Source organism: Streptomyces sp. NPDC051921 (assembly GCF_040680975.1).
GTDB lineage: Bacteria > Actinomycetota > Actinomycetes > Streptomycetales > Streptomycetaceae > Streptomyces.
Map to the genome: position 1 here is coordinate 46,598 of NZ_JBFAXU010000035.1, position 26,130 is coordinate 72,727.

Annotated in this window: 22 protein-coding genes and 1 pseudogene; 12 read left to right on the forward strand and 11 right to left on the reverse strand. The window is 73.1% G+C overall.

Going from position 1 to position 26,130, the window contains the following annotated elements:
- Nucleotides 1-61: 61 nt before the first annotated feature.
- The 6 genes from AB0M16_RS33570 to AB0M16_RS33595 all read left to right on the forward strand — a co-directional run bounded on the left by AB0M16_RS33570 (nt 62) and on the right by AB0M16_RS33595 (nt 5,848).
- Entirely contained in the window at nt 62-223 is a 162-nt protein-coding gene (locus tag AB0M16_RS33570; protein WP_365349808.1) for a putative leader peptide, read from the forward strand.
- Nucleotides 224-519: 296 nt separating this feature from the next.
- On the forward strand, nt 520-1,587 hold the full coding sequence (locus AB0M16_RS33575) for an ABC transporter substrate-binding protein (RefSeq protein WP_365349810.1): 1,068 nt from the start codon (nt 520-522) through the stop codon (nt 1,585-1,587).
- Between the two features lie 5 nt (nt 1,588-1,592).
- The gene (locus AB0M16_RS33580; RefSeq protein ID WP_365349812.1) at nt 1,593-2,444 is read left to right on the forward strand and encodes an ABC transporter ATP-binding protein; all 852 of its coding nucleotides are present in this window, start codon (nt 1,593-1,595) and stop codon (nt 2,442-2,444) included.
- Nucleotides 2,441-3,466: an ABC transporter permease gene (locus AB0M16_RS33585; RefSeq protein ID WP_365349814.1), complete on the forward strand. Its 1,026-nt coding sequence runs from the start codon at nt 2,441-2,443 to the stop codon at nt 3,464-3,466. Before AB0M16_RS33580 ends, AB0M16_RS33585 begins: the two co-directional genes overlap by 4 nt.
- A 63-nt stretch (nt 3,467-3,529) precedes the next feature.
- The gene (locus AB0M16_RS33590; RefSeq protein WP_365349816.1) at nt 3,530-4,885 is read left to right on the forward strand and encodes an LLM class flavin-dependent oxidoreductase; all 1,356 of its coding nucleotides are present in this window, start codon (nt 3,530-3,532) and stop codon (nt 4,883-4,885) included.
- 63 nt (nt 4,886-4,948) lie between these two features.
- Nucleotides 4,949-5,848, forward strand: coding sequence for a TauD/TfdA family dioxygenase (locus AB0M16_RS33595; protein ID WP_365349818.1), 900 nt, complete (start codon nt 4,949-4,951; stop codon nt 5,846-5,848).
- 52 nt (nt 5,849-5,900) lie between these two features.
- On the opposite strand, the gene AB0M16_RS33600 is transcribed toward AB0M16_RS33595, so the two are convergent.
- From AB0M16_RS33600 to AB0M16_RS33610, 3 genes are read right to left on the reverse strand one after another with little or no spacing between them, the layout of a single operon-like run.
- A complete protein-coding gene (locus AB0M16_RS33600; protein ID WP_365349820.1) occupies nt 5,901-6,761 on the reverse strand; it encodes a class II fructose-bisphosphate aldolase in 861 nt (286 codons plus the stop codon).
- Nucleotides 6,762-6,771: 10 nt separating this feature from the next.
- Nucleotides 6,772-8,088, reverse strand: a complete 1,317-nt coding sequence (locus AB0M16_RS33605) for an ROK family protein (RefSeq protein WP_365349822.1) — start codon at nt 8,086-8,088, stop codon at nt 6,772-6,774.
- Complete coding sequence (locus AB0M16_RS33610) at nt 8,085-8,957, reverse strand: sugar isomerase (RefSeq protein WP_365349824.1); 873 nt, start codon at nt 8,955-8,957, stop codon at nt 8,085-8,087. The genes AB0M16_RS33605 and AB0M16_RS33610 overlap by 4 nt, the downstream gene beginning before the upstream one ends.
- Nucleotides 8,958-9,136: 179 nt before the next feature.
- On the opposite strand from AB0M16_RS33610, the gene AB0M16_RS33615 reads away from it, so the two are divergent.
- The 4 genes from AB0M16_RS33615 (at nt 9,137) to AB0M16_RS33630 (ending at nt 15,141) form a co-directional block, all read left to right on the forward strand.
- On the forward strand, nt 9,137-9,922 hold the full coding sequence (locus tag AB0M16_RS33615) for a DeoR/GlpR family DNA-binding transcription regulator (protein ID WP_365349826.1): 786 nt from the start codon (nt 9,137-9,139) through the stop codon (nt 9,920-9,922).
- 339 nt (nt 9,923-10,261) lie between these two features.
- Nucleotides 10,262-13,360, forward strand: a complete 3,099-nt coding sequence (locus AB0M16_RS33620; RefSeq protein WP_365349828.1) for a TIM-barrel domain-containing protein — start codon at nt 10,262-10,264, stop codon at nt 13,358-13,360.
- 252 nt (nt 13,361-13,612) lie between these two features.
- Nucleotides 13,613-14,530, forward strand: a complete 918-nt coding sequence (gene htpX / locus AB0M16_RS33625) for a zinc metalloprotease HtpX (RefSeq protein ID WP_365349830.1) — start codon at nt 13,613-13,615, stop codon at nt 14,528-14,530.
- 5 nt (nt 14,531-14,535) lie between these two features.
- A complete protein-coding gene (locus tag AB0M16_RS33630; RefSeq protein WP_365349832.1) occupies nt 14,536-15,141 on the forward strand; it encodes a hypothetical protein in 606 nt (201 codons plus the stop codon).
- 9 nt (nt 15,142-15,150) lie between these two features.
- Here AB0M16_RS33630 and AB0M16_RS33635 read toward each other — a convergent pair whose 3' ends face one another.
- Complete coding sequence (locus AB0M16_RS33635) at nt 15,151-16,161, reverse strand: helix-turn-helix domain-containing protein (RefSeq protein WP_365349834.1); 1,011 nt, start codon at nt 16,159-16,161, stop codon at nt 15,151-15,153.
- A 71-nt stretch (nt 16,162-16,232) separates the two neighbouring features.
- On the opposite strand from AB0M16_RS33635, the gene AB0M16_RS33640 reads away from it, so the two are divergent.
- Both AB0M16_RS33640 and AB0M16_RS33645 read left to right on the forward strand, forming a co-directional pair.
- Entirely contained in the window at nt 16,233-17,534 is a 1,302-nt protein-coding gene (locus tag AB0M16_RS33640; protein WP_365349836.1) for an MFS transporter, read from the forward strand.
- A 386-nt stretch (nt 17,535-17,920) separates the two neighbouring features.
- The gene (locus tag AB0M16_RS33645) at nt 17,921-18,754 is read left to right on the forward strand and encodes a DUF1684 domain-containing protein (protein ID WP_365349838.1); all 834 of its coding nucleotides are present in this window, start codon (nt 17,921-17,923) and stop codon (nt 18,752-18,754) included.
- A 36-nt stretch (nt 18,755-18,790) separates the two neighbouring features.
- On the opposite strand, the gene AB0M16_RS33650 is transcribed toward AB0M16_RS33645, so the two are convergent.
- The 7 genes and pseudogenes from AB0M16_RS33650 to AB0M16_RS33680 form a co-directional block, all read right to left on the reverse strand.
- Nucleotides 18,791-19,258, reverse strand: a complete 468-nt coding sequence (locus AB0M16_RS33650) for a hypothetical protein (protein ID WP_365349840.1) — start codon at nt 19,256-19,258, stop codon at nt 18,791-18,793.
- A gap of 277 nt (nt 19,259-19,535) precedes the next feature.
- Nucleotides 19,536-19,613 (reverse strand): annotated as a pseudogene (locus tag AB0M16_RS33655) (SUMF1/EgtB/PvdO family nonheme iron enzyme); the annotation flags it as partial.
- A 19-nt stretch (nt 19,614-19,632) separates the two neighbouring features.
- Nucleotides 19,633-20,604 (reverse strand): pyridoxal-phosphate dependent enzyme, encoded by a 972-nt coding sequence (locus AB0M16_RS33660; protein ID WP_365349841.1) that lies wholly within the window; start codon nt 20,602-20,604, stop codon nt 19,633-19,635.
- Nucleotides 20,605-20,744: 140 nt separating this feature from the next.
- Nucleotides 20,745-22,535: a methyltransferase gene (locus tag AB0M16_RS33665; protein WP_365349843.1), complete on the reverse strand. Its 1,791-nt coding sequence runs from the start codon at nt 22,533-22,535 to the stop codon at nt 20,745-20,747.
- A 115-nt stretch (nt 22,536-22,650) separates the two neighbouring features.
- Nucleotides 22,651-23,880, reverse strand: coding sequence for a 4-hydroxybenzoate 3-monooxygenase (locus AB0M16_RS33670; RefSeq protein ID WP_365349853.1), 1,230 nt, complete (start codon nt 23,878-23,880; stop codon nt 22,651-22,653).
- A 133-nt stretch (nt 23,881-24,013) separates the two neighbouring features.
- The gene (locus AB0M16_RS33675; RefSeq protein ID WP_365349845.1) at nt 24,014-24,895 is read right to left on the reverse strand and encodes an ABC transporter permease; all 882 of its coding nucleotides are present in this window, start codon (nt 24,893-24,895) and stop codon (nt 24,014-24,016) included.
- Nucleotides 24,892-26,004, reverse strand: a complete 1,113-nt coding sequence (locus AB0M16_RS33680; protein ID WP_365349847.1) for an ATP-binding cassette domain-containing protein — start codon at nt 26,002-26,004, stop codon at nt 24,892-24,894. Before AB0M16_RS33680 ends, AB0M16_RS33675 begins: the two co-directional genes overlap by 4 nt.
- Nucleotides 26,005-26,130: the final 126 nt, after the last annotated feature.

The window sequence follows — 26,130 nt, forward strand, 5'->3', positions numbered from 1 at the left end:
AGATCACGAATGGGGCCCGCCGGCTCACACGGGCCGGTTGTGAACGCCGCCTTTCACGCGTATGTCGCCCGATTCCGTATGCGAGCCCCGACGGGAAGAGACATTGACGTGTCCGGTTTTCACTGCAACGCTCTTGCTCGTGAGCGCGTCCGATAACCTCGCCGCGCGGCTCCACGTCGATCTGCGACGTCAAGCCAGCGCCATCTGTGCCGTCGGCCGGTAGAACCGCCGACAGGCGCCTCCTCCCTGCTCTCTTCCCGGCCGCGGGCCCCTCGGCCGTGGACTTCTCCGCCGTGCCACTGCGGTGACCGACCCCGAGCTCTTCCCCTGAGCATTCCGGCGGGTCTCGTCTCCCTTGGCCGACGACTTCCACGCCGTGCCCGGAATTCCTGATGCGCCGTTTCCGGCAGCGCATTTCCTCCGGGCGAAATGACGCGCCGCCGCGTCGGCCGCCCTGTGCGCGGCAGAGATCCGCAGAAACTCCCCCAGCCGCTTCATCGACCGTGAACAGGACTTTCCATGACCACGACGACGTCGACCCGACGCCAGTTCCTCACTCTGCTCGGCCTCTCCGCGGTGGCCGTGAGCTGCGGCACGAGCGCTGCGGGGAACTCCGGCAAGGGCGGGACGAGGACGCTGCGCTACCAGGGCTGGGCAGGACAGGTCACGTTGCCGGAGCTGGCCCAGGACCTCGGCTATCTGGAGGACGTGAAGCTGGAGTGGGTCGGCAACACGATCAGCGGCCCGCAGGACATCCAGTCCGCCGCCACCGGGCAGACGGACTTCGGCGGCGCGTTCAACGGCGCGGTCGTCAAACTGGCCGCGAACAAGACCCCCGTCAAGGCGGTCATCAGCTACTACGGCTCCGACAAGTACGCCTACAACGGCTACTACGTCCTCGAGGACAGCCCGATCCGCTCCGCCCGCGACCTGACCGGAAAGAAGGTCGGGATGAACACGCTCGGCGCCCACGCGGAGGCCATGCTCGACATCTATCTCCAGCGGGGCGGTCTGTCGGCGGCGGAGACCGAGAGGGTCGAGCCGCTGGTGGTGCCTCCGGTGAACACCGAGCAGGCGCTGCGGCAGAGACAGATCGACGTGGCCGTGCTCGGCGGCATCCTGCGCGACAAGGCCCTGGCGACCGGTGGGATCCGCCCGCTGTTCACGGACTTCGGACTGCTCGGCGCCTTCAGTGCCGGCAGCTACGTGATGACGGACCGCTTCCTCCGGCAGAACCCCGATACGGCCAGGATCTTCGTCACCGCCGTGGGACGGGCGATCGAGTGGTCGCGCACCACCCCCCACGAAGAGGTCATCGCCCGGATGACGGAGATCGTGAAGAAGCGCGGACGCAACGAGGACACCGCACCCCTCAGGTACTGGCGCTCCTACAGTGTCACCGAGCCGGCCGGACGGATCACGGGCAAGGAACTCCAGCTCTGGATCGCCTGGTTGGCCGAGCGCGGCGACATCAAGAAGGGCCAGGTCACGCTGGACGACCTCTACACCAACGCGTTCAACACCGTCGGAAAGGGCGGCGCCTCACCCGCCTCGCCGACCCCCTCCACCTCGACGAGCGGGAGCTGATCCCCATGCCGACGTCCACCACCCCCAAGATCGTTTTCGAGGGCGTACGCAAGGTCTTCACGGTCAAGGCCGCGACGGCGAAGGGAGGTTCGGGGACTCGCGGGTCCCGGGAGTTCACGGCCGTCGACGGCGTCGACCTGGAGATAGCGGCGGGCGAGCTCGTCGTACTGGTCGGCCCCAGCGGTTGCGGAAAGTCGACGCTGCTGGACCTGCTCGGCGGCCTCGCCCGGCCGACCGGTGGCCGGATCCTGCTGGACGGCGAGCCCGTCACGGGCCCCGGTCTCGACCGCGGCATCGTCTTCCAGCAGTACGCGCTGCTGCCCTGGCGCACGGCACAGGGGAACGTCGAGTTCGGCCTGGAGGCCACCGGCGTACCGCGCCGCGAACGGGCCGTAAGGGCAAAGGAGTTCCTCGACCTCGTCGGCCTCTCCGGGTTCGAGGACCGTCATCCGCACGAGCTGTCGGGCGGGATGCGGCAACGGGTGGCGATCGCCCGCAGCCTGGCCTACGACCCGGACGTCCTGCTCATGGACGAGCCGTTCGCCGCGCTGGACGCCCAGACCCGGGAGTCGCTGCAGGACGAGCTGCTCCGCATCTGGCAACGCACCGGAAAGACGGTCGTGTTCATCACGCACAGCATCGACGAAGCCGTCTACCTGGGACAGCGCGTCGCCGTCATGACGTCCAGGCCGGGCCGGATCAAGCGGGTCGTGCCGGTCGCCCTCGGCTCCCGCGCCGGCACGGACGACCTCCGCTCCACTCCCGAGTTCGCACGCCACCGGCACGAGATCTGGTCACTGCTGCACGACGAGGTGGCCCTGGCCCAGCAGCTGGAGAGGCAGGAGGCATCCGCATGAGCCTGACGGCCCGCACCACCGCGACCGCCGTCGCGGCCGCCGCCGCCACGGGCGCGGCCACCGCCGAGACCGCCACCGAGACCACCACCGGCGCCACCACCACCGCCGTCATCACCGAGAAGACTCCCCCGCCGGCCCCGGCGGGCCTCGCCGAGGACACCCCTGCCCCCTCCTCCCCCGTCCCCGCTCCGGCGCCGGCGCAGGCCCTCCCGGCGGATTCCCGGGCGTCCCGCACCCGCCGGGTGCTCCTCCGGCTGTCGTCCCTCCTGGCGACCGGCGCCACCAAGTCCGCGGCCATCGCGGCCCTGCTGGTGCTGTGGGAGACCGCACCGCGGCTCGGGCTGGTCGACCGGACCTTCCTGCCCCCGTTCAGCGAGGTCGCCGTCGCCTGGTGGGCCCTCGCGGCCGACGGGCAGCTCGCCGACAACACGTACGCCAGCCTGATGCGCTCGTTCACCGGGTTCGGGCTGGCCCTGGCCCTCGCCGTACCCCTCGGGCTGCTGATCGGCTGGTACCGACCCGTCGCCGATCTGCTCAATCCGCTGCTCGAAGTCTTCCGCAACACCGCCGCACTGGCCCTGCTGCCGGTCTTCGTCCTGCTGCTGGGCATCGGGGAGACCTCGAAGGTCTCCATCGTGCTGTACGCGTGCTCCTGGCCCATCCTGCTCAACACGATCAGCGCCGTGCGCCATGTCGACCCCACGCTGCTGAAGCTCGCGAAGTCGATGGACCTGTCCGCACCCCGGCTCTTCCAGAAGGTCATCCTGCCGTCCGCCGTGCCGGTGATCTTCACCGGCATCCGGCTGGCCGGATCGGTTTCCATCCTGGTGCTGGTCGCCGCCGAGATGATCGGCGCCAAGGCGGGGCTCGGCTATCTGATCAACGCCTCGCAGTACAACTTCGCGATCCCGCAGATGTACGCGGGCATCATCACGATCTCCGCCATCGGCGTGGCCGTCAACCAGCTCCTGGTGGCCCTGGAGCGCCGGCTCAGTTCCTGGCGCGTGTCCGCCGGCGACTGAGGACCGGCCGACCTCCCCCGCGCAGTCCCCGATCGTCCCACCGCCTCCGATCCGAGGAACCCCATGACCGCGACCAGCCCCCGCCGACTGCATCTCAACGCCTTCCTGATGAACGCCGGCCACCACGACGCCGCCTGGCGCCACCCCAGCACCCAGCCCGAACGGGTCACCGACCTGCGCTACTTCCAGCAGCTCGCGCAGACCGCCGAGCGCGGGCTGCTCGACTCGGTGTTCCTCGCCGACGGTCTCGCCCTGTGGGGGAACGCCCGCCACAACGCGCTCGGCGGCTTCGAACCGCTCACCCTGCTGTCCGCGCTGGCGGCGGTCACCGAGCACGTCGGTCTGATCGCCACCGTCTCCACCACCTTCAACGAGCCCTTCCACACCGCTCGCAAGTTCGCCTCGCTGGACCACATCAGCGGCGGCCGGGCCGGCTGGAACATCGTCACCTCCGGCACCGTCGCCGAGGCCCGCAACTTCGGCCAGGACGAGCACCTGGACCACCGGCTCCGCTACGAGCGGGCCCGGGAGTTCGTCGAGGTGGCCACCAAGCTGTGGGACAGCTGGGAGGACGACGCGATCCTGCTCGACCGTGAGCGCGGTGTCTACGCGGACACCGACCGGGTGCGGGCGATCGAGCACCGCGGGGAGCACTTCGGGGTGCAGGGCCCGCTGAACGTCCCGCGCGGTCCGCAGGGCCACCCGCTGCTGGTGCAGGCCGGCTCGTCGGAGGACGGCAAGGAGTTCGCCGCGCAGTACGCCGAGGCCGTCTTCACCGCGCAGCAGACCCTCGCCGACGGGCAGGCCTTCGCCAAGGACCTCAAGGCCCGGCTCCCCCGGTACGGCCGCGACGAGAACCAGCTGCTGGTGCTGCCCGGCATCGCCCCCGTCATCGGCTCGACCGAAACGGAGGCACGCGCGCTGGAGCGGGAGCTGACGGAGCTGCAGATACCCGAGTACGGGCTCGCCCAGCTGTCCGGCATGCTCGGCGTCGATCTGACGGGGCTCCCGCTGGACGGCCCGCTGCCGGAACTTCCCGAGGAACGGGACATCAACGGCAACAAGAGCCGCTTCACCCTCGTCGCGGACCTGGCCCGCCGCGAGGGCCTGACCGTGCGCCAACTCATCGCCCGCCTCGGCAGCGGCCGCGGTCACCGCGTCTTCGCCGGCACTCCCGAGCAGATCGCCGACGAGCTCGAGGTGTGGTTCACCGAGGGCGCCGCCGACGGCTTCAACATCATGCCGCCGCTGCTGCCGAGCGGACTGGAGGACTTCGTCGACCAGGTCGTACCGATCCTGCAGCGCCGGGGCCTGTTCCGGACCGAGTACACCGGTCGCACCCTGCGCGAGCACTACGGTCTGGCCCGCCCCGCCAACCGGCCGGCCGCGGCGGCCGTCGCCGAGGGGCGGCCCGCATGACCGTGTTCCTGACCGCTCCCAGTTCCTGACCCACCTCGTGACCACCTCTCGAAAGGACCGCTCATGACCACCGGCACCGGCTTCGACGTCCGCAGGATCGGCGGCCGTATCGGCGCGGAGATCCTCGGCGCGGACCTCCGCACCGACCTCGACCCCGCCGTCGTCACCGAGATCAACTCCGCGCTCCTGGAGCACAAGGCGCTCGTCTTCCGCGACCAGCGGCTGGACGAGGAGGGCCAGCTCCGCTTCGCCTCCCTCTTCGGCGAGCTCACCACCGCGCACCCGACCGTGCCGTCCCTCGACGGCCGGCCCCAGATCCTGCCCGTCGACGGGGACGAGGGCATCCGCGCCAACCAGTGGCACACGGACGTCACCTTCGTCCGTACGCCCCCGAAGGCGTCCACGCTGCGCAGCATCGTGGTCCCGCCCTACGGGGGCAACACGCTGATCGCCCACTCGGGCGCCGCCTACCGGGACCTGCCCGACCCGCTCCGTGAGCTGGCCGACAAGCTGTGGGCGGTGCACAGCAACGACCACGACTACGCCGCCCCGAAGAGCGAGAAGGCGGCCGAGCACCGCAGGCAGTTCGTCTCCCGGAAGTACCGCACCGCCCACCCGGTCGTCCGGGTCCACCCGGAGACCGGGGAGCGCGGGCTGTTCATCGGCGGCTTCGCCCAGAGCATCGTGGGTCTCGGCCCCGCCGAATCCCGTGACCTGCTGCGCATCTTCCAGTCGTACGTCACGCGGCCCGAGAACATCGTGCGGGTGGTCTGGCAGCCGGGCGACCTCGTCCTGTTCGACAACCGCATCACCCAGCACTACGCCCCCGACGACTACGGCGACCTGCCGCGCCTGCTGCACCGGGTGACCGTCGCGGGCGACGTCCCGGCCGGTGTCGACGGCACGCTCAGCCACGTCATCGAGGGCGACGACGCCGCCCACTACACCCCTGCGGCGGCCTGAGCCGTGGCCGCCGGGCAGACGCCCTGCCCGGCGGCCACGAGGGCAGGCGGCCTCAGACGCGCGCCCGCCGCGCGTCCGAGGCCGCCTTCAGGACGGCGAGCAGGCGGGTCACCTCGGCCGCCGTCGCCGTGCGTCCCGCTCCGAGATAGCGACGGGTGTCGACGAGGTCCGGGTCGGCCGCGAGGGCCGCACGGGCGGCGGTGGTGAAGACCCGGTTCAGGTGCGTGGCGATGTTGACCTTGGTGATGCCGTGGTCGACCGCGGCCGAGAGGTGGGGGTCCGCGACGCCCGAGGAGCCGTGCAGGACGAGCGGGACCGGGACGGCGGCGCGCAGGGCAGCCACGAGGGCCAGGTCGAGGGCCGCGGTCCTGGTGAGCATCGCGTGGGAGGTGCCGACCGCCACCGCGAGAGCGTCCACTCCCGTGGCCCTGACGAAGGTGGCGGCCTCGGCCGGGTCGGTGCGGGCGCCCGGGGCATGCACGCCGTCCTTCCCGCCGACCTCGCCCAGTTCGGCCTCCAGCCACACCCCTGCGCCGTGACAGTGCGCCGTGATCGCCGCGGTGGCGCGGACGTTCTCCTCGTACGGCAGTGTGGAGGCGTCGTACATGACCGAGGTGAAGCCCAGCTCGACGGCCTCGCGCACCAGGTCCTCGGAGGTCGCGTGGTCGAGGTGGACGGCGACGGGTACGCGGGCCCTTCGGGCCACTTCCAGCGTCGCCAGGCCGATCGCGGCCAGCCCCCCGTGATAGCGGGCGGCGTTCTCGCTGATCTGGAGGATCACCGGTGCGCCGGCGGCCTCGGCGCCCGCCACGATCGCCTGGGCGTGTTCCAGTTGGATGACGTTGAAGGCGCCCACGCCGTGGCCGGCGCGCGCGGCGGGCGTGACGAGTTCGCCCGTTCCTGTGAGGGGCATGACCGTTCCTTCATCGAGGAGGGGTGAGAGGTCCCGGGATGTGCGTCCACCCGTCGTCGGAGGCGTCGGTGGACGGCGGGGCCGGACGAACCGGCCGCGGCCGGGCGGGGGACGGGAGTGCGCGGGCCGGGAGTGCGCGGGCCGCACGGTCCCCCTCCGAGGGCTCTCGCGCCGTGCGCTCGCGCACCACGAGCTCGCGCACCACGAACCCGCGCGCCGGAAGGGCCCGTGCCGGAGCGGCGCGTGGCGAAAGGCCACGTGACGGAAGTTCGCGCGCCGCTCGTCCCTCCTGCGGACGCTGTCGCGCCTCGCGCTCTCGCGCGGGGAGGGCGCGCTGCGCGGGGGTGCGACGTCGCAGGCCGGGGGTCAGGAGGTCCCCCTCGGGAAGCCCGCGTTCCAGCAGGTCGCGCGCCAGGAGGGCCGCACCCACGCAACCCGCCCGGTCGCCCAGCAGGGCCTCCCTGATCTCCGGTACCGCCTGGAAGGTGAGGCGCTGTCCGAGGGCCTCGCGCAGCCGGGTCAGCCAGGCCTCGCCCGCACCGGCGAGGCCGCCGCCGATGACGATGCGCTCGGGGTCGTACAGGGTGACGGCGACGGTCAGGGCGTCGGCGAGCGCTTCGATCGCCTCGGCCCAGATGCCCGCGGCCACCGCGTCCCCGCTGTCGGCGCGCCGCTGCACGTCCTGGGCGGTGATGCCGTGCCGGCCGGTGGCGCGGGTGTACCGGCGGGCGACGGCGGCGGCCGACGCGACCGTCTCCAGGCAGCCGCGGCCGCCGCAGCGGCAACGGTCGCCACCGGGACGGACGGTCACGTGCCCGAGCTCGCCCGCCCCGCCGTGGGCGCCGGTGAGCGCCCGGCCCCGGCTGACCACCGCGGCGGCGATGCCCGTACCGACCGGCACGAAGAGGAAGTCGGCGCAGCCCCGGCCGGCGCCCTCCCGGGCCTCGGCGAGGCCGCCGGCGCGGACGTCGTGACCGAACGCGACGGGCAGGGCGAGGTGTTCGGCCAGCCAGTCCTGGACGGGAACGCCGCGCCAGCCGAGGTTGGCGGCCATGACGGCGAGTCCCGACTCCTCGTCGACGATTCCGGGTACGGCGATCCCGGCCGCCGCCGCGTCCGGGTGGCGTTCCACGAGTTGTTCGGCGCAGGTGAGGACGGTCTCCAGGACCGCCTCCGGTCCCCGGTCGGCGCGGGTGTCCCAGCGCTCGGTGTGCGTCAGGGCGGTGGAGCCGTCGGTGAGGACGCCCCCCTTGATGTACGTGCCGCCGACGTCCAGCGAGACCACCGTGCCCGTGACGGGCCCCACGAGGGGCGCGACGGCGTTCACGAGCCGGTCAGGACGATGGAGCGGGTGAGGTTGCGCGGGGCGTCCGGGTCGAGGCCGCGGCGCTCGGCGAGCGAGACCGCCAGGCGCTGGGCCCGGATCAGGTCGGCCAGGGGGTCGCCGGGGGACGTCACGACGTACGCGCCGGTCGCGCGGACCTGGTCGGCGAGGCCGGCGGGCGGTTCGCCGAAGAACCACACGACGCCGCCGGGGGCGCTGACACTGATCGGGCCGTGCCGGTACTCCATGGCCGGGTACGACTCCGTCCACGAGCCGGACGCCTCGCGCAGCTTGAGCGCCGCCTCGTGTGCGAGGCCGGTCGTCCAGCCGGTGCCGAGGAAGGTGAACTGGCGGGCGCTCAGCAGCTCGTCGGGGAGTTGGGAGGCCAGCGCGTGCTCGGCCTGCTCCGCGAGGTCCGTCGGTACGGTCCCGAGGCTCGCTCGCAGCAGGAGCAGCGCGGTCGTGGCGAAGCGGGTCTGCACGACGGAGCGTTCGTCGGCGAAGGACAGGTCCACGACGTTCCGGGCCGCGGTCCGGACGGGGGTGTCGAGGTCCCCGGTGAGCGCCGTCGTCGCGGTGCCGGCGGCCTTCCGCAGCGCTTCGAGGACTTCGGTCGTGGTGCCGGACCGGGTGATGGCGAGCACCCGGTCGTAGCGGCGTGCGGCCGGGAAGTCGGAGGCGGCGAAGGCGTCGGTCTCGCCGAGACCGGCCGACTCGCGCAGCACGGCGTAGGCCTGCGCCATGTAGAGCGAGGTGCCGCAGCCGACGACCGCGACCCGCTCGCCCGCCTCGGGCAGTCCGGCCGGGCGTTCCTGGAGCGCTCGGCGCCAGCACGAGGGCTGGTCGGCGATTTCCACTGCGACGTGACTCACGGGTGCCTCCCAGAGGCCAGAGGAACGGTGCGGCCGGGTCCCACCCGACCGGTGATTGGAGATGCTTCTTTTATAGGTCTAGTACTCAGCTTTGAGCAAGAGTGCGCAGCAACAATCACCCGGCGGTCGGAAGGGGATACGCTCGGCTCCCGGACGACGGCGAGGCGAGGAGAACGGTGATGAGCACGCACGAGCGGTGGACGCGACTGCTCGACGCGCTGGGCGAGCGCGGCAGCATCGAGGTCGGCGAGGCTGCCGAACTGCTCGACGTCTCCCCCGCGACGATCCGCCGCGACCTGGAGGAACTGTCCCGCCAGCAGCTGCTCACGCGGACCCGGGGCGGCGCCGTGCTCTCCGGCGTGACCTACGACCTGCCGCTGCGCTACAAGACCGCGCGCAAGGCGGACGAGAAGCAGCGCATCGCGCGCGCCGCCGCCGCGCTCATCCCGCCCGGCGCGGTCGTCGGCCTCAACGGCGGGACCACGACCTCGGAGGTGGCGCGGGAGCTGGCCACCCGCTCCGACCTGGCCGAGCACGGCGGAGCCACGGCGTTGACGATCGTGACCAACGCCGTGAACATCGCCAACGAGCTGGCCGTGCGCCCGTACGTGAAGACCGTGGTGACCGGCGGGGTCGCCCGCCCCCAGTCGTACGAGCTGACCGGTCCGCTCGCCACGGCCATGCTCCAGGGCCTGTCGCTCGACTACGCGATCCTCGGCATCAACGCCGTCGATCCGCGCTTCGGCGCCGCGACCCACGACGAGGGCGAGGCCAGCGCCAACCGGGCCATGGCCGAGCGGGCGGAGAAGGTGATCGTGGTCGCCGACTCGACCAAGCTGGGACAGCGGGCCTTCGCCCGGGTCTGCACGATCGCCGAGATCGACGTCCTGGTCACGGACCACGACGCCCCCGACGAGCTGGTGGAGCAGCTGACCGCCCAGGGCGTCGACGTCCACTGCGTCTGAGCGCCCGACGGACGGGGGGCACCGCCTCCACGCTGCCCGACGCCGCGAACTTCGCGCACAGTGCTGATTGTTTTTGATTACGCGAAGGCAATATCGCTCACTTGACGTCACCCAGCGGGGCTGCTGTCATGTCGCGGACCACTCGGCAATGTCGGCGCGCGAAAGGCGGCGGTGATGCGAGAACGTTCTTCGGCACGGGGTTCGGGACGGGGTTCGGGACGGGGTTCGGGACGGGGTTCGGGACGGGGTTCGGGACGGGGTTCGGGACGGGGTTCGGGGCGGGGTTCGGGACGGAGCAGAGGCAGGCGACCGGCCCTCCTGGCCCTGGTCGTCGCCCTCATGGCGGCGGTGATCGCCGTCGCCGGCCCGGTCTCGCCGGCGGCCGCGGCGACGGCCGGTGACGCCACCGGCGTCAGCCGGTCGGGGAACACCTTCACGGTCACCACGTCGACCGCGGCGAAGGCCCGGATCACCGTCGCCCGCCAGGACATCTTCCGCATCTGGCTCTCGCCCGACGGCGGCTTCACCGACGACCCGGCGGGCAACGCCCTCGCGATCGACACCGACTTCGGCCCGGTGACGGCGAACGTCACGGACGCCGGGACGTACTTCCGGATCACCACCCCGGCGCTGAACATCCGGGTGAACAAGTCCCCGCTCCGCTTCTCCGTCTACCGCGCCGACGACACCACCCTGGTCTGGGCCGAGTCCCAGCCGCTGTCGTGGACGGGCAGTCAGACCAGCCAGTACCTCGCCCAGGGGGCCGACGAGCAGTTCTACGGCACCGGACTCCGGCTCGGCGAGTGGGCCCTGCGCGGCAAGACCGTACCGATCTCCGGCAGCAACAAGTGGCTGGAGAACCACAACGCCAGCCCGGCGCCGTTCTACATGTCGACCAACAACTACGGCGTCATGCGCAACACCTGGGCCCCCGGCAGCTACACCTTCGGCGCCCCCGGCACCTTCACGCACAACGAGAGCCGGTTCGACGCCTGGTACTTCGTCGAGGACTCCCTCAAGGGCGTCCTCGACGCCTACACGGACGTGAGCGGCAAGCCGTTCCTCGCCCCGCAGTGGGGATTCGAGCTGGGCAACGCCGACTGCTGGAACGCCTCCAACCCCGACTACACCGGCGACCACGGCCGGCTGCGCCACCAGACCACTCCCGACGTGGTCGGCTACGCCGCCGACGCGCGCGCCGCCGACATGCCCTCGGGGTGGTTCCTGCCGAACGACGGCTACGGATGCGGCTACACCGCCCCCCTCAAGAGCACGGTCGACGCCCTCAAGGCGAAGGGCTTCCAGACCGGCCTGTGGACCTCGACCGGCCTGGCGAACATCGGTGACGAGGTCGGCACCTCCGGCTCGCGCGGGGTCAAGACCGACGTCGCCTGGATCGGCGGCGGCTACAAGTACGCCTTCGACGGAGTCCAGCAGGCGGTCGACGGCATCGAGAAGAACTCCGACGCCCGCCGCTACGTGTGGACCGTCGACGGCTGGGCCGGCACCCAGCGCAACGCCGTCGTCTGGACCGGCGACACCCCCGGCACCTGGGACGCCATGCGCTGGCACGTCCCCGCCGTCACCGGCGCCGGCCTCTCCGGCCTCAACTACGCCTCGGGAGACGTCGACGGCATCTTCCAGGGCAGCCCCAAGACCTACGTCCGCGACCTCCAGTGGAAGGCCTTGACCCCCGTCTTCATGACCATGTCCGGCTGGGGCGCGACCAACCCGTCCGCCGGGTACCAGGACAAGCAGCCCTGGCGCTTCGCCGAGCCGTACCTGTCCATCAACCGCAAGTACCTCAAGCTGAAGATGCGGCTGATGCCGTACCTGTACACCATGAGCCGGATCGCCGGCGAGACCGGAACGCCGAGCCTGCGGGCCATGGTCCTGGAGTACCCGGACGACCCGGTCGCCCGCGGCAACCAGACGAGCGGGCAGTTCATGTCGGGCGACTCGCTCCTCGTGGCCCCGGTCGTGACGGACACGACGACGCGGAACGGCATCTACCTCCCGGCCGGCACCTGGACCGACTACTGGACCGGGAGGACGTACAGCGGACCCGGCTGGCTCAACGGGTACGCCGCCCCGCTCGACACGCTGCCGATGTTCGTCAGGGGCGGCGGCATCGTGCCGATGTGGCCGCAGATGAACTACACGGGCGAGAAGCCGGTCTCCACGCTCACGTACGACGTGTACCCGCGCGGCAACTCCACCTTCACGCTGTACGAGGACGACGGCATCACCCGCCAGTACCGGACCGGGGCCTACGCCGAGCAGAAGGTCGACGTCACCGCCCCCGGCTCCGGCACCGGTGACGTCCGCATCGCCGTCGGCGCGAGCACCGGCACCTACACCGGCAAGCCCGCGTCCCGTGGCTACGAGTTCACCGTCCACGCGGCCGGCGCCCCGACGGCCGTCACCGCCGACGGCGCGTCCCTGCCCGCGCTGGCCTCGAAGACCGCGTACGACGCCGCGACCAGCGGCTGGTTCTTCGACCCGGCCGACCGGTCTGGCACCGTATGGATCAAGACCGGCCCGAAGTCCGCGGCGTTCACCGTCACCGCCTCCGGAGTGGTGCTCCTCCCGGCCGCCCCGGTGCCCTCGACCGGGACGCCGATCTCCAGGAGCGCCTGGAAGATCGCCTACGCCGACAGCGAGGAGACCAGGTCCGAGAACGGGGCCGCCGTCAACGCCATCGACGGCGACCCCGCCACGAAGTGGCACACCGCCTACTCGGGCGGCACGGCGGCCCAGCTCCCCCACGAGGTGCAGATCGACCTCGGGGCGCGCTACGACGTCGACAGCCTGTCGTACCTGCCGCGCCAGGACGGCGGGAGCAACGGCCACATCGGGTCGTACGAGGTCTACGTGTCCGACACGACGGGGAGTTGGGGCAGCCCCGCGGCGACCGGGACCTGGGCCGACAACGCCACGGAGAAGAAGGTCTCCTTCGCTCCGCGGACGGGCCGCTACCTGCGCCTGAAGGCCCTGTCCGAGGCGGGCGACAGCGGCCCGTGGAGCAGTGCGGCCGAGATCTCGGCGACCGGCACCGCCACCCCGCTCCCGTCGAACGCCACGCTGGTCAACGGGGCGTCCGCCACGTGCCTGGATCTTTCCTACGGCGCGACGGCGCCGGGCACCGAACCCACGCTGTACACGTGCCACGGCGGCGCCAACCAGCGCTGGACCTTCACCGCCGCGGGAACGCTGACCGGCAAGGACGGCGTGTGTCTCGACGGCTCCGGCACGCCCGTCACGGTCCAGCCGTGCAACGGCTCGGCCGGGCAGCGGTGGCAACCGGGGGCCCAGTCGACCGTGACCAGTGGCGGGCGCTGCCTCGCCCCGGTCGGGTCGGGCACGGCGAACGGCACGAAGCTCACCCTCGCGACCTGCACGAACTCCGCGGCCCAGCGCTGGACGCCCGCGGCCTGACGTGCCCCGGCTTCCGGCCCGCGCCCCCGGCCACGCTTCCCGCGGCCGGGGGCGCGCCCGCGGCCAGGGATCCGGTCCGACGCGGTCCGGGCCCGCGGGTCCGGACCGGGCCCGTCGTCCTCTCTCCCCCGGCAGCCCGCAGGTCACCGAGCCCGGGGTACGCGATCCGCCGCCTCAGCCCCCGGTCCCGGTGTGCCGGGAGCACACTTGCAGAAGGGGGGGCGGAAGGCCGGCCAGGGAAGAGGTGCCCGGATGCCCAGAACCCGCTCGCGCGTGCGGTCGCGCTACGCCCCGGACCGGGGGCTCACGGCCCGTATGACGACGACGATGTTCCTGATCGGGCTGCTGTACGTGGTCTTCGTCGGCGTCCTGATCGTGCTGCTGCGCGGATCCTGGCCCGTCGTCCTGCTGGTGGCCGGCGCCCTGTTCGTCGGGCAGTTCTGGTTCAGCGACAAGATCGCCGTCCTCGGGATGGGGGCGCGCGAGGTCTCCCGCGAGGAGGCTCCCGGGCTGCACGGCACCGTGGACCGGATCTGCGCGCTGGCCGACATGCCGAAGCCGAAGGTGGCGATCGCCGACAGTGACGTGCCCAACGCCTTCGCCACCGGCCGCGGCGAGAAGACGGCTCTGGTGTGCGTCACGACCGGGCTGCTGCGCCGCCTGGAGCCGGAGGAGCTGGAGGGCGTCCTCGCCCACGAGATGTCCCACGTGGCGCACCGGGACGTCGCCGTGATGACCATCGCCTCGTTCCTCGGCGTGCTCGCCGGGATGATGACCCGCGTCGCCCTGTACAGCGGCCTCGGCCGCAGCCGGGACAGCAACGCGGCCGCCGTCATGATCCTCGTCCCCGTCGTCAGCGGCATCGTCTACGTGATGAGCTTCCTGCTCACCCGGGTGCTCTCCCGCTACCGCGAGCTGGCCGCCGACCGGGCCGCCGCCCTGCTCACCGGCCGGCCCTCCGCGCTCGCCTCCGCACTCACCAAGGTCAGCGGCGAGATGGCCCGGATCCCGACCAACGATCTGCGCAAGGCCGAGCCGTACAACGCCTTCTGGTTCGCACCCGCCTTCTCCTCCGAGGTGAGCCTGAGCCGCCTGATCTCCTCGCACCCGACCCTGGAGCAGCGACTCGACCAGCTCGCCCGGATCTCGGCCCGGCTCGGCGAGGCGTGAGGTCCGTGGGCATCCTCGACAGCATCCTCGGGCGCAGCAGGCCGGTCCGCCCCGACCTCGACCGCCTCTTCGCGCTGCCGGCGGCCGCGCTCACCCTGCAGGCGGGCACCGGCTACACCCCCACCGGTGCCGGCTCCGTCTGCTTCGCCGGCGTCGAGGGGGCGGCCTTCACCCGGCTCAGGGAGGAGGTACGGGACCTCCTCGACGTCGACGAGGACGCGGGCGCCGCTCCCGTGGCGTTCAGCCGCGACGCGTACGGCTACACGTGGCTGGCCGCCCACCGCCCCGCCGACGACCTCGTCACCCTGGTCAACGACCTGCACGCGGTCAACACCCTCCTCCAGGAGGCCGGTTTCGGCCCGCACCTGCTCTGCTCGCTCACCGTGTTCCGCGCCCCCGGCGCCCGTCACGACCTCGCGCTGGTCTACCTCTACAAGCGGGGGACGTTCTACCCCTTCGCGCCCCGCTCCGACGGCGCCGAGGCCCGCGACAACACACTGGAACTGCAGGTCAGGGCCCTGCTCGCGGGCGACCTCCTGATGGAACGGGACCTGGAGCGCTGGTTCCCCGTCTGGGCGGCGCCGGGGCTCGGGCTCCAGGCGTCCGGGTGACGGCCCGGGTCACCCCGGGCCGCCCTCGGCCCGCCCGGCTCCCTTCGCGCGGAAGGCGCGGCGGTACGCGGCGGGCGTGGTGTGCAGGGCTTCGTGGAAGCGTCGGCGCAGGTTGACGGCCGAGGAGAGGCCGACGCGGCGCGCGATGGTCTCCACGGGCAGGTCGGTCTCCTCCAGCAGCGCCCGGGTGGCGGCGATCCGCCGGTCCAGCAGCCAGCGTCCGGGACTGATGCCCAGCTGCTCGGTGAAGCGCCGGGTCAGCGTGCGCGGCGAGACCTGTGAGCGGGCCGCCATCTCGGCGACGCCGACCGGCTGCTCCAGGCGTCCGGCGAGCCACTCGAGCAGCGGGGCCAGGGAGTCGGGGACCGGGCCCGAGGTGGGCAGTTCGGCGTACTGGAGCTGGCAGCCCTCACGGTGCGGCGGCATCACCATGCGACGGGCGATCCGCATCGCGTGCGCGGCACCCTGGTCGCGGCCCACCAGGTGCAGGCAGAGGTCCACGCCGGCTGCCGATCCGGCGCTGGTCGCGACGTCGCCGTGGTCCACGTAGAGCACCGCGGGGTCGACCCCGACCCGCGGGAACCGGGCGGCCAGTTCGGCGGCCCGGGCCCAGTGGGTGGCGGCCCGTCGGCCGTCCAGGAGCCCGGCGGCGGCGAGCACGAAGGCGCCCGAGCAGAGGCCGACGACGCGTGCGCCGCGCCGGTGCGCGCGGCGGACCGCCGCGACCACGGCCGGGGGCACCTCGGCGCCGGCCGGCTGCTCCCGGCCGGGGACCAGAACGGTGTCCGCGTGCTCCAGCGCCTCCAGGCCGGCCGTGACGAGCATGTCGTAGCCGGCCTCGGTCCGCACCGGGCCGGGGTGCTCGGTGCAGACCTCGAACGTGTAGCGGGCGGGGTCCTCCGGGTCGTGACCGCCGAACACCTCGCTCGCGCAGGCCAGCGGGAAGGTGGGCTGCGGAGGCTGCAGCAGGGCCACGACCCGGTGCGGCACCGGGGACGTCGGCGGCGGACGGAGGGTCATGGCGGGAAAGTACCCCATCGTGTCGTTCAGGACACTGGGGGTGGCCTATTGGTCTAGTCCAGCATCTGTGGGTGACCACCTCGCAGACGCGGCCCCAGACCGGCCGGACCGATCCCCCGACCCCCCTGACCCCCGCCCGGCCCTCGTTGTGGGACCGGCGCTTCACTCTCTACTTCGCGGCCCGCGCGGTCTCGCTGCTCGGCGACGCGATGATGCCCGTCGCCGCCGCGCTCGCGGTGGGCGGACTGTACGGGATCGCCGGGGTCGGCCTCGTCCTCGGCGTCTGGACCGGGACCTTCGTCGTCCTGGTCCTGTTCGGCGGGGTGTTCGCCGACCGGTTCGGCGCCCGCCGGATGATGGTCGGCGCGGACCTCGTCCGGGTGCTCACCCAGGGTGTGCTGGCCGTCGCGTTCTTCGCCGGACGGCCGCCGTTGTGGCTGCTGGTGACCATGGCGGCGGTGGCGGGCGCGGCCGTCGCGATGTTCCTCCCGGGGGTGAACGGGATGGTCCCGCTGGTCGCCCGCGAGCCGCAGCGGGCCAATGCCACGCTGAAGGTGGCCGACGCGCTCGCCCACCTGCTCGGTCCGGCCCTGGCGGGGCTGCTGATCGCGCTGTCCGGCGCCGGCACGGTGTACGCGATCGACGCCGGCACCTTCCTCCTCAGCGCCCTGTGCCTGGCGCTCGTCCGGTTCGCCCCGGTGGACGCGCCGCCCGCCGGCCCGGCCGGCACCGGCTCCCCCGTCCGCACCGGCGGTTCGCTCCGTCGTGACCTGCGTCAGGGCTGGCAGGAGTTCCGCGCCCGCACCTGGATGTGGGCGGTGATCCTCATCTGGATGGGCTACGGCGTGCTGGTCTTCGGACCGCTCGTCCCCCTCGGCTCGGCGCTCGTCGGCGCCCGGCTCGGCCCGAACGCCTACGGCCTGGCGGTCTCCTTCCTCGGCATCGGAACGGTGCTCGGCGGCGTGCTCGCCCTCCGGATGCGCCCGACCCGGCCCCTGGCCGCGGGCGCGGTGGCGATGGCGCTGTACACCGCGCTGCCGCTCTGCGTGGCACTGGGGGCCGGCCTCCCGGTGCTCCTGGTGGGCCATGTGCTCGGCGGCGGTGCCCTGGCGTTCTGGTCGGTGATGTGGGCGACCAGCGTGCAGACGCACACGCCGCCCGCCGTGCTCAACCGGGTCACCGCGTACGAGCTGGCCGGGTCGGTGTCGGGGATCGCGCTCGGCCAGGTCCTCGCCGGCCCGGCCACCGCGCTGGCCTCCCCCGGACACCTGCTGCTGGTGTCGACGGGCGCCTGCCTGGCGGGCTGCGCGGCCCTGTTCGTGATACCGGCGATCCGCACCCTCCGCCGCGCCGACCCCACGGGCGCGGAGTGAGCGGCCTCGGGGCGGGGCGGCCCGCCGCGGCGGGCCGCCCCGTCGGCGTCGTTCACGATCCGGGCAACACTGGCGCACATCAACGGAGTTGTGTTCTCCTGAAGCCATGAGCCTGCTCGTGATGCGTCGACACGTGGACTACGTGCGCGTCACGACCATGGCCTGTTCCGGCTGAGACCGAGGCCTCGACCCGGCGTCCGGCCACCGACGCGCTCGCCCCCGAGGGCTTTCCTGGCGCCTCCTGACGGCCTCGTCCCGCCCCGCGGTCATGCTGCCCCCGCCTGCCGGTCTCCCGGTCCGCGGGTCTGCGGGCCTCGCGACGGTCCGGGCCGACGGGCGCACGACCCTCCGCACACCACACCATCCGCACCAGCAGGAGAACGCACATGAGTGTCAGTGACATCCCCGGCACCCCCGGTCAGCGCGACTTCGCCGAGGAATGGGAGGCGTGGCACCGGGACAGGGACGCCCGGCTCGCCTCGGAGCACGGCTGGCTCGCGATCAACGGCCTGCACTGGCTCTCCGACGAGCCGCAGACCTACCCCGGCGCGCCCGGCACCTGGTCGACGGGACCCGAAGGGGTCGTCGTGGAGCTCGACGAGGAGACCGAACTCGTCGTCGACGGGGTGACGGTGCGTGGGAAGCACGTCTTCGGCCCCGTTCCGGAGCGCGGCGGCGTCGACGTCGTCTGGGGGGACACCGTGATCGAGGTCGCCAAGCGCGGCGGCCACGACGTCCTCCGGCCGCGGCACCCGGCCCACCCGCTGCGGACGGCATTCACCGGGACGCCCGCGTACGCGCCTGATCCCCGCTGGGTGGTCACGGGCCGGTACGAGGCCTTCGACGAGCCGCGGCCGACCACGGTGGGTGCGGCGGTGGAGGGCCTTCGGCACGTGTACGACGCGCCGGGCCGCGTCGTGTTCCGCCTGGAGGGGCGGGAGTTGAGCCTGACCGCGTTCAACGGGCACGCGCCCGGGAGCCTCTCGGTGCTGTTCACCGACGAGACCTCGGGGGTCACCACGTACGCGGCCAACCGGCAGCTCGCGGTGGCCGCGCCGGGGCCGGACGGGACGGTGGTGCTCGACTTCAACCGCGCCACCAACCTGCCCTGCGCCTACACCGACTTCGCGACCTGCCCGCTGCCGCCGGCCGAGAACCGACTGCCCGTCGCGGTCGAGGCCGGCGAGAAGATCCCCCACGAGCGGGGCCGGGTCGGCTAGGGACGACACCCCCGGGACGACGTCCGGCCGGTCATGTCACCGGGCCTCGTCGAGATCGGCCCGCGCGACCTCGGTCACGTGCAGTTCGGAGAAGAGCAGGTTCAGTCGGTAGACGTCGGTCCTGAGGAAGACGTCGTGGAAGTCGATGCCCAGGGCCTGCGACCAGCGACGGGCCGCCTGGGACGGCGGAGGCACCTCTGCGCAGGGGGAGCGATGCCGGGCCACCGCCCAGGCGGATCCCTCGGGCTCCGCGTCGGCGTCCTGGTCGGTCATGCCGTCGTCCAGGGCACGCTTCCACGTCGCGGCCGGCACCGAGGTCAGGCACCGGGCCCCGACACAGTGCCGGAACAGGTACCGGCGGTAGGTCGGCTCGCCCTGCGCGTCCGGGTCCGCCGTCACGCGGACGACGACCTCGTAGTCACGCAGGTGACGGGTGTACCCGTGGCGCACGACGGGTTTCCCGGACATCTCGTCCAGCATCTGCTCGAGCACGGTGGCGTCCATCCGGACGTTCTACCCCACGCGCCGGGCACTCCCGCAACGGGACGGCTGACCGCCGCCGCTGTGTACATGACCGCCCGGACAGCTCCCCGCCCGGCTGCCGGGTGCCTGGCACCTGGCATCCGGCACCTGAGGAACGGCGTCACAGCGGACCGGCGTCCCGCGCCCGCGGCAACGCCGGAGGCCGTCTCCGGACTCTCGGAAACGGCCTCCGACATGCGGGCGGACGGTGCTGCACGGGATCGGCCGCCACGCGGAAGCCGATGTTGCCGGTCGAGCTGTCGGGGGTGAGTTCGTCACCCCACGGGTAGCGGCGCTGCTCGAGTCCGCCGCGGGCCGCGTACCCCCACTCGGCCTCGTGGGCAGGCGGGTCGCCTTCACTCCCGCGGGCCGTAGGTGTTCAGGAACAGCACCGGGCCCTCCAGGGCGGGCGTCAGCGCGGCGGCGAACGCCTTGGCGGTGTACACGGGATCCAGCCGCAGTCCGGCGCCCTCGGCCACGCCCGCGGCAGCGGTCGCTCCGGGTGTCGGGTGTCCGTATCCGCCGCCCAGGTGGTCTCGGGTCGACGCGAGCCGCAGCGGCGGGACGTCGAGGACCGCTCCGCGCTCGCGCAGGACGCCCGCGGCCCGGCCGGCGAGCCTGATCAGATCGCTCGTGGCGAGCGGCAGCGTGTCGTTGACCACCACCCCGAGCACCCGCGACCGCAGCCCGGCCAGCGCGCAGCCCAGCGCCAGACCCGCGGCGGTGCCGCCCGAGCCCACGGCGGTGACGACGTGCCGGGGCTCCGGCAGTTCGCCCGCGGCCACCTGTGCCCCGAGTTCCAGTCCCGCCTCGACGTAGCCGAGCACGCCGATCGGGGCGGAGCCGCCGGCGGGAAGGTAGTACGGGAGCCTCGATCCGCGCGTGTGACGCAGGAACAGCCACGGTGCGCTCGCGATCGTCCGCCACTTGCCCCGGGTGAGGTGCAGGGTCGCGCCGGACAGCCGCAACCTGCGCAGCTGCTCGCGCACGTGCTCGTCCTCGGGCTGGTCGATGAGCGCGAGGACGGTGTCGATGCCGAGTTCGCGCGCGTACAGCGTCGCCGCCAGACCCCAGTTGGTCCCGGTCGCGCCGACGGTCAGGAGGGTGCGCGCCCCGTGCCGGCGCACCTCGGGCAGCAGCCATTCCAGCTTGCGCACCTTGTTGCCGCCCCAGCCCCCGGAGCCGTACCCGCTCTCGTCCTTGCACCACAGGTCGTCACGGGTGGTCCCGGTGAGCTCGCGCACGGGCGTCGGGCCGTCCCCGAGCCGGAGGAACGGCAGCGTGCGTGCGAGCCCCGGGCAGCGCCGGTGCAGCAGCGGCGTGGTCATGTCCCTCCCGGTGCGCGACGGGCGGAGGCGTGGACGGACGGCCGCTGCAGTCTCCAGGCCCGCGGCGCTCCGGTCAACGGGCCTGTCGGGAACCGGCGCCCCGGCCTGGAGGGTGGGCCCCTCCAGGCGGGGCCGGCGTGTCAGGCTCTGCGGGCGTGGAGCGTGTGGGCCCCGAGGGCGAGCGGGGTGTGGCCGACGAGCGTGAGGCCGCAGTCCTCGAACAGCCGGGCGTAATGGGCGGAGGTCCGCTCGCGGCCGCCGGTGTTGCACATCATGTGGAGGTCCCACGCGGTGGCGAGCGAGAAGCCGCCGTCGGCCGGCAGGAGGCGTTCGACGACCAGCAGGTCCGCGTGCGGGGGCATGGCGTCGGCGCAGTGGCGCAGGATGCTCCGGCACCGCTCGTCGTCCCAGTCGTGCAGGACGCGGGAGAGGACGTAGACGTCGCCGCCCGTCGGTACGTCCGCGAAGTCCCCGGCCCGGTAGGCGCATCGGTCGCCCGCGCCGGTGGCGGCCAGGTGCGCGCGTGCCGCCGCCAGGACCTGGGGGCGTTCGAGGAGGGTGCCGCGCAGGGTGGGGTGTGCGGTCAGGATGCGGCCGAGGAGTTCCCCGGTGCCGCCGGCGATGTCGACGACGGTGCGCGGACGGCCGGGGGCGCCGGCGGCGGCGGTGAGGACCGGGTGCGAGGGGAGCGCGTCGAAGAGCGGGGCGCTCGACACCATGGACCGGTCGAAGAGGGCGGCGAGTTCGGGGTCACGGGCGAAGTGGTCGAAGTGGTTCTCTCCGTAGAGGTGCTCGAAGGCCGGTTGTCCGCTGCGTACGGTGTGGGCGAGGTGCGCGAAGGACTGGTAGAACGGTCCGCCGTACATCAGCGCGAGCGGTCGCATCGAGCCGGGGACGTCCGCGGCGAGGAGCGCGCCGACGCCGGTGAGCCGGAATCCGTCCGGGCCCTCGGCGACCACGCCCAGCATGGCGAGGTACCGCAGCAGGGTCGCCAGGCTCTCCGGGTGGGCGTCCACGGTCCGGGCCAGCTCCGGGATCTGGGTCCCGGTGTGGCGGTCCAGGGCCTCCGGCAGCCGCAGTTCCGCGCACGCCGCGAGGGCCTGGGTGGTCCAGGCGCCGGTCAGCAGACGCAGGAGCGTTTCCGCCGCCTGCGGATCGCCCGGCTGGCGCGGGGGCCCTTCGGGCAGGGGGCGGCCGAGGTGTTCGCCGAGTACGTCCCGGTGGTCGCCGCTCGCGTACAGCTCCACGCGCCGGTACGCCGTCTTCGTGCCGGCGGGGGCGGTGAAGTAGAACACGGTGCCGTCCTCGTGCGGGTTGTAGCCGCCGCCGTCGGCGACCGCGCCGTGCCGGGCGAAGCCGGCCAGCAACCCGCGCAGCACCAGCGGGTCGGGCCGCGCGACGTCGAAGGCGAGGTGCGCCTCGCGTTCCAGGCGGCGTTCGTCGACGGCGATCCCGGACAGCGCCGATCCCGGTGGCACGGTCAGGGCGAACACCTCGACCGCGCGGGGTTCTCCGGCGGGGCCACGGACCAGCGGGCGGAGAATCCTTACGTCAAGATCCGCGGGATCGCGGTCGTGGCGCGCGGCGAGGCGTTCACGGACGACGACGCTGGGCAGCGCCTTCGCGTCGGCGGGCAGCCCGCACGCCGCCAGCTCCGTCCGCAGGGTGTGCTCGTCGGGCGGGAACACCAGCACGGCGGCGTGCGCGAAGCCGCACCGGTCCGTCATGGCCCGCAGTTCGGGTCCGTCGAGGCCGGGCAGCACGCGCGAGAGCAGGACGGAGGTGTCCTGCTCGCGGACGAACGCGGCTGTCGCGCTCAGCCGCGCCGCGTCGTCGCCGGCGTGCACCGTCACGGGGGCGGGCGTGCGCGCGGGCGTGCGCGCCGGCATGGGCATGGGCGTGGGCATGGTGAAGGGAGATTCGGAGTGCATTCCCTGTCCGTGTCAGAAAGGAGGAAACCGCTGCCCGCCGTCGGAGCGTGTCGCTCGGGCACGGGCAGGCCCCCGGGCCGGGCCCGGGGAAGAGGGAGGGAGAGGTGAGCGCCGGTCAGATGCCGACGTAGTTCACGGCGAACCAGTCCTGTTGGGCGCGGGAGCCACGCAACGAGGCGATCCGGGCCCGGCGCAGGCGCTCCTGGAAGGGAGGGGCACCCTCGGAATCCGAGGGACCCGAGGCACCCGATGCACCCGATGCACCCGAGGGACCAGAGGGATTCGGGGAACCCGGGTCGTCGTGCAGGAGGCGGATCATCCAGTGGGAGAACTCCTGCGCACGCCAGATGTGAGACAGGCACCGGTCCGAGTAGCCGGCGAGCGGTCCGGGGTCGCCCTGGGTCAGGGCGGTGGTCAGGGCGTGGGCCAGGATCTCGGCCTCCAGCACCGCGAGGTTCGCGCCCTTGGCGGCCGAGGGGCTGATCAGCCCGGCCGCGTCGCCCACCAGGAAGAGCGCACCGTGGCGCAGCGGTTCGAGCACGTCGGACCGTAGGTCGACGACGGCGCGCTGGACGACGCGGCCGCGCCGCAGGGGCCCGTACTCGGTCGAGCGCATCCGCAGGTCGAGTTCGTCCCAGATGGCGTCCTCGCTCCACGCACCGGCCGGGGTTCCGCGTTCGCACTGCAGGTAGTAGCGGGTGATCTCGGCCGAGCGGGCCATGTGACCGGCGAATCCGCGCGGGTGGAGCGCGTAGCCGACGGCGTCCAGGCTCGGCGGTGCCTCGGCGAGCAGCCCCAGCCAGGACACCCCGTGGTCACGGTGGTAGCGGCGGACCGAGCCGGGCGGGAGCGAGCGGCGTCCCGCCCCGTGACGGCCGTCGCAGGCGGCGACGTACCGGGCCCGCCACCGCCCGGGACGCCCGTCCGCCTCCCGTACGGTCACCGCGGGCGTCGGGCCGTCCGCGTCGGACACGGCGACCGCCTCGGTGTCGAACCGGATCCGCCCCCCGGCGTCGAGGAACCGTGCCAGCAGATCGGTGACCAGTTCGTGCTGGGGATAGACGGTGTGCGGTTCCCTGTCGCCGAGCCGTCCGTAGTCCAGCCGGAAGCGCCCCTCCTCGGTGCGGAACTCGCAGACGCCGTGCTCCTGCCCGCGTCGGCGCAGCCCCCCGTCCAGGCCGTTGCGGGCGAGGATCCGCACGGTGTTCGCGGCGAGGAAGCCCGCCCGCGCCCGGTTCTGGACGTCCTCCCGACCGGCGCGCTCCAGGACGGCGCAGTCGATGCCGGCGCGGAGCAGGAGGTTGCCCAGCACCAGTCCGGCCGGACCGGCCCCGAGGATGACCACATCGGCCGATTCGTGGGCGGCCCGGGCGTACTGGCTGTCTGTCACAACGGTGGATCTTAGGCACCGGGAAGCGACAAGATCATCGCAATTCACCCGTATGCATCAAGGGACGAGAAAAGGATTCTTCCGGGCCTCATTCGGCGCGGCCGAAGCGGTGGGCGGCCCACAGCAGGGCCAGGGCGCCGCCGGCCAGGAGGAAGGTGCCTTCGAGGAGCAGGGGAGGCTGCCGGCCGAACCACTCGATCCCCTCGGTGGTCGCCCCGTCCGGTACCCGGAGCGCGATGGAGCGGCGCAGCAGGTCCACTCCGTAGGCGAGCGGATCGGCGGCGGCGAGGGCCCGGGCCCAGCCCGGCAGGTTCCCGACCGGGAAGAAGCCGCCGGAGAGGAACAGCAGCGGCATCATCACCAGACCCAGCAGCATGTGGAACGCCTCGGCGCGTCGGAGGCTCACGGCCAGCGCCAGGGCCAGGGCCGTGAGGGTGAAGGAGCCCAGGACCATGCCGGCCAGCAGCATCGCCAGGAGGAGCGGGTCGTAGGGCAGGCCGACCGCTCCGGCCAGGGCGAGCAGCACCGCGCCCTGGACCGCGGCGACCACGGTGCCGCCGGCGCAGCTGCCCAGCAGCAGGGTGGACCGGCTGACCGGGGCCATCAGCAGCTCCCGCAGGTAGCCGCTCTGCCGGTCGGTGATGAGGCGGATGCCGACCATGACGGCAGGCGTCTGCACCGTCATCATCAGCACGCCGGGGAACAGATAGGTCTGGTACCCGACGCCCAGCGAGGAGTCGGGGACCAGTGCGGCCAGCCCGCCTCCCAGGACGAAGAGGTAGAGCACCGGCTGGAGCAGCATCAGGGCGGTGTGGGTGGGCTGGGCGAAGAGGCGCAGCAGATCGCGGTGGACCAGCGCGTGGATCGCGCGCAGTTCGTGGCGCAGCCGGGTCAGCGGCCCCCGGGCCGGGCCGGCGGGGACTCCCGGGGTGCCTGAGGGACCCGGGGCCCGCAGAGCGGGTGCGCTCATCGGCCCGGCTCCGTTCGCGTCGTCGCCCCGCCCGGGTCGGTGGCGGACGGTGTCCGGGCGGGGCGGGCGGCGTGGATGCTGCGCCCGGTGTGGTGGAAGAAGACGTCGTCGAGCGTCGGCGGGGTCGCCGTGGCGGCGTGCACGGCGATGCCGTGGGCTTCCAGCGCCGCGCACAGACGGGGGATCCAGGCACTGCCGTCGGGCACCCGCAGACAGACCCCGTCGGAGTCCACGGTGGCGGTGGCGCCCGGCGGCGCGATCCTGCGCACGACCTGCCGCGCCGCCGCGTCGTCGCCGGTGCGCAGCGCCACCCGGTCGTCCCCGATCGCGGCCTTGAGCGCCCGGGGCGCGCCGTGTGCGATCAGTCGGCCGTCGTCGATGACGCCGAGGCGGTCGCAGTGCTCCGCCTCCTCCAGGTAGTGGGTGGTGACGAAGAGGGTGGTGCCGTGCCGGTCGCGCAGCGCCAGGAGGTGGTGCCAGACCTGGGCGCGGGCGTGGGGGTCGAGTCCGGTGGTCGGCTCGTCGAGGAACAGCACGTCGGGCGCGTGCAGCAGGCCGCGGGCGAGCTCCAGGCGGCGGCGCATGCCGCCGGACAGGGTGCGTACCGGAGAGCGCCGCCGGTCGGCCAGTCCCACCGTCTCCAGCGTCTCGGTGACGCGCCGGCGTGCGTGGCGACGCCGGATTCCGTAGAGCCGCGCGTGGATGTACAGGTTCTGTTCGGCCGTCAGGTCCGGGTCCAGTGCGCTGTGCTGGAAGAGCATCCCGACCCGCTGTCGTACGAGATCCGGCCGAGCGCGCACGTCGGCGCCCGCCACGGTGGCCTCTCCGGCGGTGGGGCGGGCCAGGGCGCACAGCAGGGCGATGGTGGTGGACTTGCCGGCACCGTTGGGGCCGAGGAACGCGAAGGCTTCGCCTTGGAACACGTCGAGTTCGAGGCCGCGGACGGCGTGGGTGGTGCTGCCGTACGGCCCCGGATAGCTCTTGGCCAGACCGCGCGTGCGGACGGCGTACGCCGGCTCGGCGGCGGAGCCGGGGGCGTCCGGGCGCGTCGGGGCGGCGGTCAGGAGGGTCGCTCGGGCCAGCGGGTCGTCACCGGCGGGTGGCTTCATGGTCGGGTCCTCGTCTACCGGGTCGGCGGTACCACTGCGGCTGACAGGGATTCAGGTCGCTCCGGCCGTCCGACGAAGCCCTGGCCCGCTGGGACGCGGCCATGGACACCGTCTCCGACGCCGCCC